This is a genomic window from Silvimonas amylolytica, assembly GCF_014645555.1.
Classification (GTDB): Bacteria; Pseudomonadota; Gammaproteobacteria; order Burkholderiales; family Chitinibacteraceae; genus Silvimonas; species Silvimonas amylolytica.
The window spans coordinates 129,070-143,595 of the sequence record NZ_BMLY01000008.1 but is presented as its reverse complement, the minus strand read 5'-3'; the positions used below and the strand labels follow the sequence as shown (position 1 = coordinate 143,595).

The following is a 14,526-nucleotide window of genomic DNA, read 5'->3' as shown; positions in this document are numbered from 1 at the left end:
AACCGCATTCAACCGTTGACATAGGTGTAAACCCTTATTGTCGATCGTGCGCTGACAAGAGAAATTCGTAGCAGGTAAAACGTTTAACTACAAATTAATCCACCCGAAACGACGCTCAAAGGCCCGATTTTCGGTGTATAAGGCGACCAGCGGACTCAACGGTATGCATTTTTCTGAAACAGAAGTCAAGCAACTACATGCGCAAGACATCACGGCCAGTGCGGACGTGCATGTTCATGTGCCGCTGGAAAACTCAGCGCCTGAGACCGGTTTTTTGTTGCAGAACTGGCAAACGGGCCCGCACGGTCATATCGGCATCAATAGCCGTTATCTGACCCGTGATGGCCTGCCGTGGATGCCCATCATGGGTGAGTTTCACTATTCGCGCTTCCCGCAGTCTGAATGGGCCGCCTCGCTGGCCAAAATGAAAGCGGGTGGCATCCAGATCGTCGCCAGCTATGTGTTCTGGAATCACCACGAAGACGTACAGGGCGAGTTTGACTGGCAAGGCAACAAGAGCCTGCGTGCCTATGTGCAAGCGGTGGCCGATGCCGGTCTGTTATTCTGTCTGCGCGTTGGACCATGGGTGCATGGCGAAGCGCGTTACGGCGGTTTCCCGGACTGGCTGATGGAGAGCGTGCCGGCCAGCGCCCGCCGCAGCAATGCGCCGGCTTATATGAAACACGTCAGCCGCCTGTATGCCGAGATCGGCGATCAGGTACGTGGCCTGATGTGGAATGATGGCGGCCCGATTGTCGCCGTGCAGCTGGAAAACGAATACGACCGTGTTGGCCCGGAATGCGGCGCCGAACACATTATTGAACTGAAGCGCCTGGCGATTGCATCCGGCCTGATGGTGCCGCTGTATACCGTCACTGGCTGGCCAACGCTGGATATCCCCGCACAAGAAGTGGTGCCGGTCTCTGGCGCATACGCCGATGGCTTCTGGCAGGGCTCGACCGATCCACTGCCGCCATCTGGCGTATTTGTGTTTGATACCGAACGCACCATTGGCGAGATGGGCAATGTCGGCGGTACGCCGGCGGAAGGGTTGATTGATCCACAGCATTACCCGTTCTTCCTGGCTGAGGCTGGCGGCGGCATGCATCAGTCTTATCATCGCCGCCCGGTAATCAGCACAGAGGACGTTTATGCCACTGCGCTCACGCAGATTGGCTCTGGCGCGAACCTCTACGGTTATTACATGTACCACGGCGGCACCAACCCCGTGGGCAGCCGTGGTTACCTGAACGAGACGGTCGATACCGGCTACCCCAACGACGTGCCGCAACTGGGTTACGACTTCCACGCACCGCTGGGTCAGTACGGGCAGATCCGGCCGTCCTGGGGCAAGCTGGCGCTACTGCATCACTTTGTTGCCGCCTATGGGCCGCAACTGGCGCCGTTGCCGGCGGTATTGCCGCAAGGCGCATCGCGTGATGCGCATGACCGCAAGCTGCGCGTGTGTGTCCGCGCTGATGTGGAAGGTGGTTTTGTCTTTATCAATAACCACGTGCGCCATCACCCGCGTCCAACCTTTGAAAATACCCGCATTCATGTACAGATCGGCGATGAAACCGTGGCTTTCCCACCGGTGACCTTTGCCGATGGCGTGGCCACCATCTGGCCGGTGTTGCAACGTCTGGGCGCTGCGCGTCTGCGTTACGCCACCGTGCAGCCGCTGACGCGTCTGTCGCAAGAGGCGGTGCCGTGCCATGTCTATGTCGCCATGGATGGCATCCCTGCAGAACTGGCGTTTGAAGCGGCCAGCGTGCAGCGCATTGACGCGCCGGCCGAATGGCAACAACGCGATGGCACGCTGCTGCGCGTATTGCCGCAAGTGGGCGATGCCCCGGTTGACATGCTGGTGACCGATACCAACGGTCGCCCGCATCGCATCATCCTGTTGAATGAAAGCCAGGGTCGCGGTTGTACGCCGACGCAGTTGCGCGGTCGCACGCGCCTCGTATTGAGCGAAGCAGGTAGCTGGGCGGACGGCGACGTTATTCATGTTGCCGCCGCAGCCGGGGCGATGACCGCCATTGATGTGTTCCCGGCCGATGGCATTTACGTGGCCGATCGGGGTTTTGCCCGCTTCAGTTGCCTGCAACCGGGCGCTGCCAGCGTGGCCGTGACGCCGCGCCTGATTCAGCAAGCCACGCCGCAACCGCTGCGCTTTGGCCCGCATATCAGCTGGCGACCAGGCCCGATGCCGCAAGCACCTGATGACGCCATTTTTTCGCAGCACGCTGCGCACTGGACGCTGGCTGTGCCTGATGCGGCAGATGCGACCGCGGTGTGCCGCTGGTTGCTGCGTATCAGCTATGCCGGTGACGCTGCACGTTTGTACGCCAACGATGTGCTGATTGATGACCAGTTCTTTGATGGCGCCACGTGGGAAATCGCACTGGATCGTCATATCGCAGAAGGTCAGTGGCCGCGTTTGCGACTGGAGGTTCTGCCTGCGCACAAAGAGGCACCGATGTTCCTGGAAGATGCCGCCCGCAAGGTGTTGGCAAACGCGGGCGTCCCGGCGGCATTGATCTCGGCAGAACTGGTGCCGGTGTATGACCTGACCTTTGACCTCGGCGGTGTTGCCGTTTGATTTGGAGCACCTGATAAAACCCGCCTGGCTGCGTTGCAGCGGGTTTTGTTAGCCACTCCCGGACCTGATTCAAGAAGGAGGCCATGTGGCCAGCGTTTCACTGCAGAACGTCTGCAAGATTTTTGATAACAATCCGCCGACCATCAACGATGTGTCGCTGGAGATTGCCGACGGCGAGTTTTGCGTGTTCGTCGGCCCGTCCGGCTGCGGCAAATCCACGCTGTTGCGCATGATTGCCGGTCTGGAAACCGTCACGTCTGGCGAGTTGTTCATTGGTGGCAAACGCGTTAATGAACTGGCACCGTCCGAGCGCGATGTCGCCATGGTGTTTCAGAACTACGCGCTGTACCCACACCTGACCGTGGCCCAGAACATGGGTTTTGGTCTGCGTCTGGCAGGGGTCAGCCGAGAAGAGATTGACCAGCGTGTCGGCGGCATTGCCAGCATGTTGCAGATTGAACGCTTCCTGGATTCCCGCCCGCGTGTGCTCTCGGGTGGTCAGCGTCAGCGCGTTGCCATCGGCCGTGCACTGGTCCGCGAACCGGAAGTGTTCCTGTTTGATGAGCCGCTTTCTAACCTGGATGCCAGCCTGCGTACGCAAATGCGCGTGGAAATTGCCCGCTTGCATCGTCAGTACGCCAAGGCCAGCGCGATCTACGTAACACACGATCAAGTCGAAGCCATGACTCTGGCTGACAAGATTGTGCTGCTGCACAGCGGGGCGGAAGTGGCCAGATACGGCAGCGTGGCGCAGATCGGCTCGCCGCTGGATTTGTACGAGCATCCGCGCAACCGTTTCGTGGCGGGTTTTATTGGCTCGCCCAAAATGAACTTCATTCCGGGCCGTGTGACTGCCATCAACCAGGGTGGTGTTGAGGTCACGACGGTAGACGGTTTTGTACTGCGCGCAGCGGTGAACCCGGGTGCCTTGACGGTGGGGGCAGAAGTGACCTTCGGTATCCGTCCGGAACACGTCGAACCAGGTCATGCCGGTGGCGCGAATGTGTTTGTACGTGAAGTGCAATGGGTGGAGCGTCTGGGCGAAAGCACCTACGCCTACCTGCGCGGCGACACCACGGTCCCGCTGATCGCCCGTCTGCCTGCCAGCAGCCGTGTGAACACGGGAGAGCAATTGGCGGTGTACGCGCCAGCGCACTGTGCGCATCTGTTTGATGCGGATGGCATTGCGTTGCAAAGACTGGTCGGTTGAAGACCGGGGAACATGGTCTGCGACCAGGTTTTTGAAGACCGGGTGGGTTCAATCCCCCCGCAGCGAATCCGGTGTTTGCCGGTTTCATTCCTGAAGTGATTGATGGTGAGAGGGCGAATATAAAATGGTATACAAGACTCTGACGAACCGGCTTGCACGCCTTGGCATGATCGTGGCCGCAAGCGCACTGGCCCTGCAGGCGCACGCCGCCGAACCGGGCAAACTCCTGATTTGGATTAACGGCGACAAAGGCTACGACGGCATCGCCAAGATCGCGCAGAAATTCACCAAAGACACCGGCATTCAAGTGACGGTGGAACACCCGGAAGACGCCATTGCCAAGTTTGAGCAATCGTCTGCTGCCGGCAAAGGCCCGGACATCTGGATGTGGCCGCATGACCCGGCTGGCAACTGGATTGCCGGTGGTTTGATCTCCCCGATCCAGCCGACCAAAAAGACCATCGACAGCATCGACCCGCTGGCATGGAAAGCCTGGACCATCGGCGGCAAGACCTGGGGCTACCCGATCTCCATCGAAGCCGTGGCCCTCTTGTACAACAAGGACATGGTGCCGACCCCGCCCAAGTCTTTTGATGAAGTGCTGACCCTGGACAAGAAACTTCAGGCCCAGAACAAGCACGCCATCATGTGGAACTTCACTGAAATTTATTACTCGTGGGCGCTGCTGGGTGCTGACGGTGGCTACGCGTTCAAGCGCAATCCGGATGGTTCGTACAACTCCAAGGATGTCGGCGTGAACAACAAGGGCGCGGTTGAAGGCGTGGAGATGATCCAGAAGCTGATCGCAGCCGGCGCCATGCCCAAGACCACGTCTTACGCTGAAGCGGAAGCCGCCATGAACGAAGGCCGCACCGCCATGATGATCAACGGCCCGTGGGCATGGAACAACCTGAAGAAGAGCAAGATCAACTTCGGCGTGGCCCCGATTCCGGGTATCAACGGCAAGCCAGGTGCACCGTTTGTTGGCGTGCTGGGTGCAATGATTGCTACCGCCAGCCCGAACAAGGAAATCGCGACCGAATTCCTGGAAAACTACCTCTTGTCGCAAGAAGGTCTGAAGGATATGAACGCAGCCGTACCGCTGGGCGTTCCGGCCAACAAGCAGTTCTACAACGAACTGAAGGGTGACCCGCTGATCGCCGGCACCATGGCTGCCGCCCGCGCTGGTACCCCGATGCCGTCCGCACCGGAAATGCCGCGCTTCTGGACTGCCATGAAGGCCGCGCTGGAAAACGTCACGCAAGGTCGTCAGACCGCACCGGTCGCGCTGGATCAAGCTGCAAAACGTCTGAAGGGCGATGCGCAGTAAGTGATGGTCCCCGGCCAACAAGGCCCCATTGGCCGCGTTACGCTCACTTGCCGTACCCATATGTACTGTCTGCGTTCGCGTGCCTTGCCACTGGGGCCTTGCTGGCCGGCTTTAGATGATGTTGTTTGCCTGGGTTGAAAAACCTTCGCAAATCGACGGTTTGCGGGGTTGCAGTGGTTGTTGGGGTTGGGGTTGTTTTTTGACTTTCTCCCCCTGTCGAGCGATTTGCCGATGGAGTGGAGGGAGACCTCGGGCTCCCGACCGACTGAGGGAACGCCGGAGGCGCAAATCGCGGGGGTCGCCTTTCTTTTGCCTACTTTTCTTTGGCGATCCAAAGAAAAGTAGGGTGGTCCGGGCACCCCCGGTATCAAAACGCTTTTCAAACTTGCGCCGCAAGGCGCTGAAACTGGTTGCCGCACCGCATACACCCTCCCTTTACTCGGGGTATTGGGAGGGTGTATGTCGGGACGGCACCACCAGGCCGGATAAATACCTGGCCATGCACGATAAAAACGGGTCGGCCGCGAAAAGCGGATCTATCCGCTCAAGACTTTTCCGGGGTATTTCATGAGACGTTCGCCTCTGCATTACGGGCTGGCGGCATTGGGTGTGATCAGCCTGCTGGCTGGCCTTGCACTCGTACCGCTGTTTTACCGCGCGCATCAACCATTGTTCGCGCTGGGCATGGTTGTCTTGCTGGGGGTAGCGGTATTCATTTACACCTCACCGCGCTTTTACCCGTACCGCTACGTCGTGCCAGGCGTCATGGCCGTGGCCGTATTCATTGTGTTCCCCATGGCATACACGCTGGGGATCAGCTTTACCAATTACAGCTCGCAGCACTTGCTCTCTAAAGAGCGCGCTACCGACGTGCTGCTGCAAAAGCAGATTGCCGGTGACCAGAGCTTTGATATGAAGCTCTACACAGCGGGCGATCGCTATCAGTTGTTTTTCCAGAGCGACGATGACGACAGCAAGAAGTTTGTCACCGCGCCGTTTGAACTCAAAACCGGCAAGGACGAAAACCACGTTCCGCTGACTGCCGCCACGGCTGAGCCCAATGGCCAGCCCGTGCTGCTCAAAGACTTGTTCAAGCTGCAAGCTGGTCTGAAGAACACCGTTGCCGTTTTGCCGACCGGTGAAGAACTGCGCCAAAGCAGCCTGCGCCGCTTTGCTCAGAGCAAGCCCGCTTACAAACTGGCTGCTGATGGTTCGCTGGTGGGGACGGATGGCAAATCCGTGCTCAAAGCCAATATGAAAACGGGCTTCTATGAAGACGCCCAGGGCCAGCAATTCGAGCCTGGTTTTCGCAGCAATGTCGGCTGGAACAACTACTGGCGCGTGTTTAACGACCCGGCATTCCACCAGCCGTTCTTGCGCATCTTTGCCTGGACCATTGGCTTTGCCTCGCTCAACACGCTGTTTACCTTTGCCATCGGCATCATCCTCGCGGTGCTCTTGAACTGGGAAGCGCTCAAGTTCCGCGGCACGTATCGCATGATGTTGTTCTTGCCGTACGCCGTGCCTGCGTTTATCTCGATCCCCGTGTTCAAAGGGTTGTTCAACGAAAACCTGGGTGAAATCAACATGGCGCTAGGCCTGTTTGGCCTGCACCCGGGCTGGTTCTCTGAACCCAACCTGGCGCGCGCCATGGTGCTGATCGTGAATACCTGGCTGGGTTATCCGTACATGATGATTCTGTGCATGGGCCTGATCAAAGCCATTCCGGAAGAACTGTATGAAGCCTCGGCGCTGGCCGGTGCCGGCCCGCTGATGAATTTCTTTCGCATCACACTGCCGCTGATTTTGCGGCCGATTGCACCGCTGTTGATCGCCTCATTTGCCTTCAACTTCAACAACCTGACGCTGATTGCACTGTTGACGAGCGGCGGCCCGGACTTCCTGGACACCCAGGTGCCCGCTGGCGCGACGGACTTGCTGGTGTCGTACACCTACCGGATCGCTTTCCAGGATTCCGGCCAGAACTACGCACTGGCCTCCGCGATTTCTTCCATCGTGTTCTTGCTTGTGGCGACGCTGGCCGTGGTCAACCTCAAGCTGTTTAAAGTCAACAAGAACTGAGAGGCGCACACCATGCCTGTCGTACTGAAAAAATCCACCCGCTGGCGGGTACTCGTAGCGCATATCGGCCTCATCGCCTTCATTGCGCTGACCGTGTTCCCGTTCTTGATGATCATCTCGATCTCATTGCGACCGGGCAACTTTGCCGGTGGCTCTTTGATCCCGCATTCCATCAGTTTTGAACACTGGAAACTGGCGCTGGGGATGTCCTACGTCGATGGCGATGGCAACCTGGTCAAACCGCCGTTCCCGGTGCTGTTGTGGATCTGGAATTCGGTGAAGGTGGCGTTCATCAGCGCAACCGTGTCTTTGGTGCTGTCGATCACCAGCGCTTACGCCTTTGCCCGCATGCGCTTCAAAGGTAAGGGCACGCTGCTCAACAGCTTGCTGCTGCTGCAGATGTTCCCGTCGGTACTGGCGCTGGTCGCCATTTACGCCTTGTTTGATCGCATTGGTTACTACGTGCCTTGGCTGGGGATTGATAGCCACTGGAGCCTGGCGCTGGCGTATACCGGCGGCGTTGCTCAGCACATCTGGCTGATCAAGGGCTACTTTGACTCTGTCCCTTATGAGCTGGAAGAGGCCGCACGCGTAGATGGCGCCACGCCGTTCCAGGCCTTTGTCTACGTGCTGTTGCCCATGGCCGTGCCGATCCTGGTGGTGGTGTTTGTGCTGGCCTTCCTCGGCGGCATGATCGAATACCCGGTGGCGTCTGTGCTGCTGCATGACGAGCAAAAACTGACGCTGGCGATCGGCTCACGCCTGTTCCTGTTCAACCAGCGTTACTTGTGGGGCGACTTTGCGGCAACGGCCATTCTGGCCGGTATTCCGCTGACCGCGATCTTCATGATCACCCAACGCTGGCTGGTTTCTGGTCTGACCGCAGGTTCCGTCAAGGGATAACCATGTCCACAACCGTTTTCTGCATGCCGGCACTGCTGGCAGGGGCCGTGCTGTCCGCCAACCTGTTTGCGGCCGGTACGGTAGAGGTTCAACCGGTCCCCAATCTGCCCAAAGATTTCATCATGGGCGCGGATGTCTCCACACTGGATCAGGTAGAGAAGGCCGGTGGCAAGTTCTACAACCTGGCTGGTCAGCAGCAAGACGCCCTGGCGATACTCAAGGCCAATGGCGTCAACTGGTTGCGCTTGCGCTTGTGGCACACGCCGGTCAACGCGGCGGATGTGATCGAAGACGGCAAAGTGATTGCCCACAAAGGTGATCCGGTCGGCGGTGGTAATAACGACCTCGCCACCACCGTACGCCTGGCCAAGCGTGCCAAAGCGTTGCAATTGAAATACCTGCTGGACATCCACTACAGCGATTTCTGGGCCGATCCACTGACGCAAACCAAGCCTGCCGCCTGGCAAGACCTGCACGGCGCAGCGCTGGAAAAAGCGGTGTACGACTACACCGCCAATGTCATGCATACGCTGGATGACGCCGGTGTTGCGCCAGATATGGTGCAAGTGGGTAACGAACTCAACGGCGGCTTCATGTGGCCGGATGGCAAAACCTGGAAAGCCAAACCCGATGAAGTCATTGGCGGCGACGCCGGTTTTGTCGCACTGATGCGTCAGGGCATTGCGGCGATCCGGGCCGATGATGCCCGCTTTGCTGGCCGGCACACGCGTATTGCCATTCACCTGGCCAACGGCACCAGCAACGATCTATATCGCCGCGTGTTCGATATGTTGACCCATGAGAAGGTCGACTTCGACATCATCGGCTTGTCTTACTACCCGTATCTGCATGGTGGCGTGGCCGATCTGCGCGCCAATATGGATGACATGGCGTTCCGTTACGCCAAGCCCGTGGCCGTGCTGGAAACCAGCTACGCCGCCACGCTGCAGAACGGGGATGCCACGCCCAATATCTTCAACGCGGATTCCCAAAAGGTCATCGGCTACAAAGCCACGCCGCAAGGGCAAGCCAGCCTGGTGCGCGATGTCATCGACGCCGTCTCGCAAGTGCCGGCGCAGCGTGGTCTGGGCTTGTTCTATTGGGAGCCGGCCTGGCTACCCAACGTGGGCTGGCGCACGGGTGACGGCAACGGCTGGGACAACCAGATCATGTTCGACTTTGACGGCCACGCGCTGCCTTCGCTGGCGGTCTTCAAGCGCGTGCGGGAGAAGTCTGACTACCAGCCCAAATTGCTGCAGCCCGGCCCGATTGAGCTGACTGCCTTTGTGGGCGAGCCCTTTGTGCCGCCAGAAACCCTGCGGCTGCCCTTCAGTGACGACGCAGAACGCCCGGTACTGATCGATTGGGCCAATGTCCCCGCCGGCAAAACCAGTGCACCGGGCGAGTTCACGCTCAAGGGCGAGATCACCGGCCAGCCCGATGTCACGGCGCACGTCACGGTCTCGCCACGCCGCAACCTGTTTACCGACGCCAGCTTTGAAAACGGCAAGCTCGACGACTGGACGATGACCGGCGACAAAAGCGCCGCCAGTAACGAGCGCAATCCGGGCAATGCACACAGTGGCCAGCAATCGCTGCATTACTGGGCCTCTGGCGCCTTCAAATTTGAGGCCAGCCATACCTTCAATGGTCTGAAGCCTGGCATCTATCACTTCAAGGCCTGGGCGGCCGGCGGCGGGGGTGAGAAATCCTTGACGTTGTTTGCCAGAGATTGCGGCGGCGAAACACAAAGTGTGGCGATGCATAACAACGGCTGGCAGCAATGGCACGGCTATCAAATCAACAACATCAAGGTCGGTGGCGAGCGTTGCACCGTCGGCGTGGCAGTGGATGCCAATGCCGGTAACTGGGGCAACGTCGATGACGTGGAATTCGCGGCCGACTGATCCCCCGGTCTTGCCAATCAAGTGTTCAAATCAACATTGCAGAGAACAAACATGATGCAACTTGGCGTTTGCTATTACCCCGAACACTGGCCACAAAACCAGTGGGAATCCGATGCCCGCCGTATGGCCGAGATGGGCATTACCCATGTGCGGATCGCTGAATTTGCCTGGTCACGCATGGAGCCGCGTCAGGGCGAGTACGACTGGTCCTGGCTGGATCGAGCCATTGAAGTGTTGACCAACGCTGGCTTGAAGATTGTGCTGGGCACGCCCACCGCTGCACCGCCGTACTGGCTGTGCAAAGCCATGCCTCAAATCATGGCCGTGCGTGCAGATGGCAAACCTTGGCGCTTCGGTTCGCGCCGCCACTATGATCTGTTCAGCGCAGATTACCGGCGCGAGTGTGCCCGCATTACCACCGCCATGGTCGAACGCTACGGCCAGCATCCGGCTGTGGTGGCCTGGCAGACTGACAACGAACTGGCCTGCCACGACACCGTGCCAAGCTATTCGGATGAAGCCAGAGCCGGGTTCCAGCGGTGGCTGGCTGCCAGATATGGCGACATCAACAAGCTCAACACGGCCTGGGGCAATGTGTTCTGGAGCATGGAGTACCCCGCGTTTGAGGCTATCGACTTTCCGGTACAAACGCCGACTGATGCCAACCCGTCGCACCTGCTGGATTTCCGCCGCTTCTTGTCTGATGAAGTGATTGCCTTTCACCAGCTGCAGGCAGACATTCTGCGCAAGCACGCACCAGGCCGGGATGTGCTGCATAACTTCATGGGCTTGTTTGGCGCGTTTGACCACTACCAGTTTGCCAAAAACGGCATCGACGTTGCTGCGTGGGACAGTTATCCGCTGGCCCGTACCGAAACCCAGGCGCTGCCTGAAGAAGAAAAAGCACGCTGGGCGCGCACCGGCCACCCGGACATCTCCGCGTTCAGCCACGATTTGTATCGTGGCGTTGGCCGTGGCCGTTTCTGGATCATGGAACAGCAAGCCGGCCCGGTGAACTGGGCGCCGCATAACCCGGTGCCTGCGCCTGGCATGGTGCGTTTGTGGGCATGGGAAGGGTTCGCCCACGGCGCAGAACTGGTGTCCTGGTTCCGCTGGCGTCAGGCGCCGTTTGCCCAGGAACAACTGCATTCCGGCCTGAATCTGCCCTCTGATGGTTTCTCGCCCCGCGGCGAAGAAGGCCTGGCCGTGGGCAAAGAGTTGCGCCAGTTCCCTGCGGCCGCCAACAACACCAAGGCCCAGGTCGCCATGGTGTTTGACTATGAGTCACTGTGGCTTTGCGACATCCAGCGCCATGGCGCGAGTTTTGACTACCAGCTTCACCTGCTGGCCTGGTATAGCGCGCTGCGCCAGTTGGGGCTGGATATTGACATCCTCCCGCGTGATGCAGACTTCAGCGGCTACGCCATGATCGTCGCCCCGACGCTCACGGTGGCCGACCTGCCGCTGGTTGAAAAGGTGAGCAAATCGGATGCGCTGTGGTTGTTTGGCCCGCGCACGGGCTCACGCACGGCGGATTTCCACATCCCCGCCACCTTGCCGCCTGGCCCGTTGCAAGCCGTGATGCCGATCCAGGTGCTGGAAGTCGAGTCTCTGCGCCCCACGCTGCGGCCGCAAACCACCATTGCCGGTCAATCTGGCGCGGTAGAGCGCTGGCGTGAGAACGTGCGCCCGATCGGCGATGTAGAGGTATTGGCCCGCTTTGAAGACAACTGGCCGGCACTGCTGCGCAAGGGCAATGTGCAGTACGCAACGGGCTGGTTTGAGCCTGCTTTGCTCAAGCACTGGCTGGCCGAATGTGCACTGGAAGTGGGGCTGGAAATCACCCATCTGGGCGCCGGTCAGCGCTTGTCACGCCGCGGTGATGTGACCTTTGCCTTTAACTACGATACGGAAACCTGGCAAGCACCGGTGCCCATGGATGCGGAGTTGTTGATCGGTACCGCCGAACTGGGGCAAGGCCAATTGTGTGCCTGGCGGGAATGAGGGTGGTCAATGGCTAACAGAAACGCGCTGCTTGTCGGCGCGTTTTTTTATGCCTCCGGCAAGGTGCTATCCCGCAACATCTCTGCGACCAGCCTCCAGAACGCCTCCACCAACGCGCCCGCATCCCCGGGCGGGCGCATCAAGCCAATCAACCAGCTGGCTGCCTCATCCTGCAGGGGAATGACCCGTACCCCAGGGTCATCAATCGAGGTGGAGGACGGCACTACACCCCAGGCCACCCCCGCCGCGGCCAGCGCCACTACAGAGACAAAATCCTGAACTGGCTGAATCTGCGCAATACGTAAACCTTTGCCCGCCAGGTAGTTCATCAAATGCGTATGAAACGCTGGTGCGCGGTGATGCTCGATGATCGATACCGGCTGGCTGGCCAGTTCTGGCAGTGTCAGCGCGGGGGACCAACTGGCGGGGATCACGGCCATGAAACGGGCCGCCACCACGGGCAAGTGTGGCCAGCCTGCTGGCGCGGGTAGTCGGCAGAAAGCCAGATCAAGCCGGCCTTCAATCAGCGCCTGGATTTGATGGTGGCTGGATAAATCGTTGAGTTCGATCTCTACACCGGGCCGTTCAACCCTGAAACGCGAGATCGCCGCGGGGACAAACAGCTTGGTGCCCACACCAAAACCAATCCGCAAGGTGCCCGCACTGCCACATAACGACGCACGTGCTTTGTAGCCCAGCGCATCGGCGGCGTGGATCAACTTGCGCGCATCAGCCAGCAAGTCCCGGCCAAGCGGGGTGAGGCGAGTGCCTGCATTGCTACGGCTGAATAGTGCGCCGCCCAGATTGTCTTCCAGCCGTCGTATCTGCTTGGAGAGGGCGGACTGCGTGACGTGCAGCCGCTCTGCGGCATCCGTGAAGTGCAGCAAATCTGCCAGGGTAACAAAAGCACGCAGGTCTCTGAGTTCCATGATTCCATGATGGAATGAAGTTGCTGAAAATATATCATTGGCCGGAATGAGATGGCTGCGCGCAAGCTGTGCGGTATCCCGCATATCGGAGGTCATCATGCATCACGCCAGACTCACACCCTTCCCGCAGGGCTTTCTTTGGGGCGCAGCCTCTGCCGCCTACCAGGTCGAAGGCGCTCACGACGCAGACGGCAAAGGGCCATCCGTGTGGGATGTCTTCACACACCTGCCCGGTAAAACCTTCCAGGGCAGTAATGGGGACGTGGCGGTAGATCACTATCACCGCATGGAAGAAGACGTGGCGCTGATGAAGGAAATGGGCCTGACGGCGTACCGGTTCTCGGTCAGCTGGCCGCGCATTTTCCCGACTGGGCGCGGTGAAGCGAACGAGGCGGGCATGGCCTTTTACGAACGCCTGATTGATGCCCTCATCGCAGCCGGTATCGAGCCCGTGCTCACGCTCTATCACTGGGATTTACCGCAAGCACTGCAAGAGGAGTACGGCGGCTGGGAAGACCGCCGCATCATTGCGGATTTTGAGCACTACTGTGTGGCGCTGTTCCAGCGGTTTGCCGGCAAGGTGAAATACTGGGTTTCGCTCAATGAGCAGAACTACAACACCACCAATGCCTATCAACTGGGTACGCACCCGCCTGCCGTGCAGGATCGCAAACGCTTTTTTACCGCCAATCACCACGCATTCCTGGCCAATGCGACCGTGATTGCTGCGTTCCGCAAACATGTGCCCAATGGCTTGATCGGGCCCAGTTTTGCGTATTCACCCGCGTACCCGGCCTCTTCAGCACCGGCCGATATGCTGGCCTTTGAAAACGCCGAGGAATTCACCAACTGGTGGTGGCTGGATACCTATTGCTTTGGCCGCTACCCGCAAGCCGCGCTGGCCTGGCTGCAAAAAACCGGTGAAGCGCCGGATATCCAGCCGGGTGACGTCGCCATTTTGCAAGCGGGTTTGCCAGACTTTGTCGGCGTGAATTACTACTACACCACCACGTTTACCGATAACCCGCGTGACGGCGCGACGATGCAACGCATCAACACCACGGGCCAGAAGGGGACCACGCCATCCAGCGGCGTGCCGGGTTTGTACCGCACGACACCGAACCCGCATCTGCCCACCAGCAACTGGGACTGGGCGATCGACCCCACCGGGCTGCGCATTGCCCTGCGCAGATTGGCTTCACGCTATGACTTGCCACTGATGGTGACTGAAAATGGTCTCGGGGAGTTCGACAAACTGGAAGCCGGCGACAAGGTACATGACGATTACCGTATCGACTACCTGCGCGCGCATCTGCAAGCCTGCCAGGAAGCCATGAGTGATGGCGTACAACTGCTTGGGTATTGTCCGTGGTCGTTCACCGATATCCTCAGCTGGCTCAATGGCTACCAGAAGCGCTACGGCTTTGTGTACATCAACCGCGATGAAACTGACGCCAAAGACCTGCGGCGCATCCGCAAGGACAGTTTTTTCTGGTATCAGACAGTGATCGCCAGCAATGGCCAGAAGCTGTGATGGATTGAGCAAAATACGTAAA

General features: G+C 59.1%; 9 protein-coding genes. 8 read left to right on the top strand and 1 reads right to left on the bottom strand.

Annotated features, from left to right (window positions below; all coding sequences use genetic code 11):
• Positions 1–163: 163 nt before the first annotated feature.
• From IEX44_RS18945 to IEX44_RS18915, 7 genes are all read left to right on the top strand, one after another.
• Entirely contained in the window at positions 164–2,605 is a 2,442-nt protein-coding gene (locus tag IEX44_RS18945) for a beta-galactosidase (RefSeq protein ID WP_188697875.1), read from the top strand.
• An 85-nt stretch (positions 2,606–2,690) separates the two neighbouring features.
• On the top strand, positions 2,691–3,815 hold the full coding sequence (locus IEX44_RS18940; protein ID WP_188697872.1) for an ABC transporter ATP-binding protein: 1,125 nt from the start codon (positions 2,691–2,693) through the stop codon (positions 3,813–3,815).
• A gap of 124 nt (positions 3,816–3,939) precedes the next feature.
• Positions 3,940–5,145, top strand: coding sequence for a maltose/maltodextrin ABC transporter substrate-binding protein MalE (malE, locus tag IEX44_RS18935; RefSeq protein ID WP_188697869.1), 1,206 nt, complete (start codon positions 3,940–3,942; stop codon positions 5,143–5,145).
• A gap of 567 nt (positions 5,146–5,712) precedes the next feature.
• A complete protein-coding gene (malF, locus tag IEX44_RS18930; protein ID WP_188697866.1) occupies positions 5,713–7,227 on the top strand; it encodes a maltose ABC transporter permease MalF in 1,515 nt (504 codons plus the stop codon).
• 12 nt (positions 7,228–7,239) lie between these two features.
• Positions 7,240–8,130 (top strand): maltose ABC transporter permease MalG, encoded by an 891-nt coding sequence (gene malG / locus IEX44_RS18925; protein ID WP_188697863.1) that lies wholly within the window; start codon positions 7,240–7,242, stop codon positions 8,128–8,130.
• Positions 8,131–8,132: 2 nt separating this feature from the next.
• The gene (locus IEX44_RS18920) at positions 8,133–10,037 is read left to right on the top strand and encodes a glycosyl hydrolase 53 family protein (RefSeq protein WP_188697860.1); all 1,905 of its coding nucleotides are present in this window, start codon (positions 8,133–8,135) and stop codon (positions 10,035–10,037) included.
• 51 nt (positions 10,038–10,088) lie between these two features.
• On the top strand, positions 10,089–12,041 hold the full coding sequence (locus tag IEX44_RS18915; protein ID WP_229679324.1) for a beta-galactosidase: 1,953 nt from the start codon (positions 10,089–10,091) through the stop codon (positions 12,039–12,041).
• Between the two features lie 47 nt (positions 12,042–12,088).
• Here IEX44_RS18915 and IEX44_RS18910 read toward each other — a convergent pair whose 3' ends face one another.
• Positions 12,089–12,970: a LysR family transcriptional regulator gene (locus IEX44_RS18910; protein ID WP_188697857.1), complete on the bottom strand. Its 882-nt coding sequence runs from the start codon at positions 12,968–12,970 to the stop codon at positions 12,089–12,091.
• A 97-nt stretch (positions 12,971–13,067) separates the two neighbouring features.
• Here IEX44_RS18910 and IEX44_RS18905 point away from each other — a divergent pair, with 97 nt between their 5' ends.
• A complete protein-coding gene (locus IEX44_RS18905; RefSeq protein WP_188697854.1) occupies positions 13,068–14,504 on the top strand; it encodes a glycoside hydrolase family 1 protein in 1,437 nt (478 codons plus the stop codon).
• Positions 14,505–14,526: the final 22 nt, after the last annotated feature.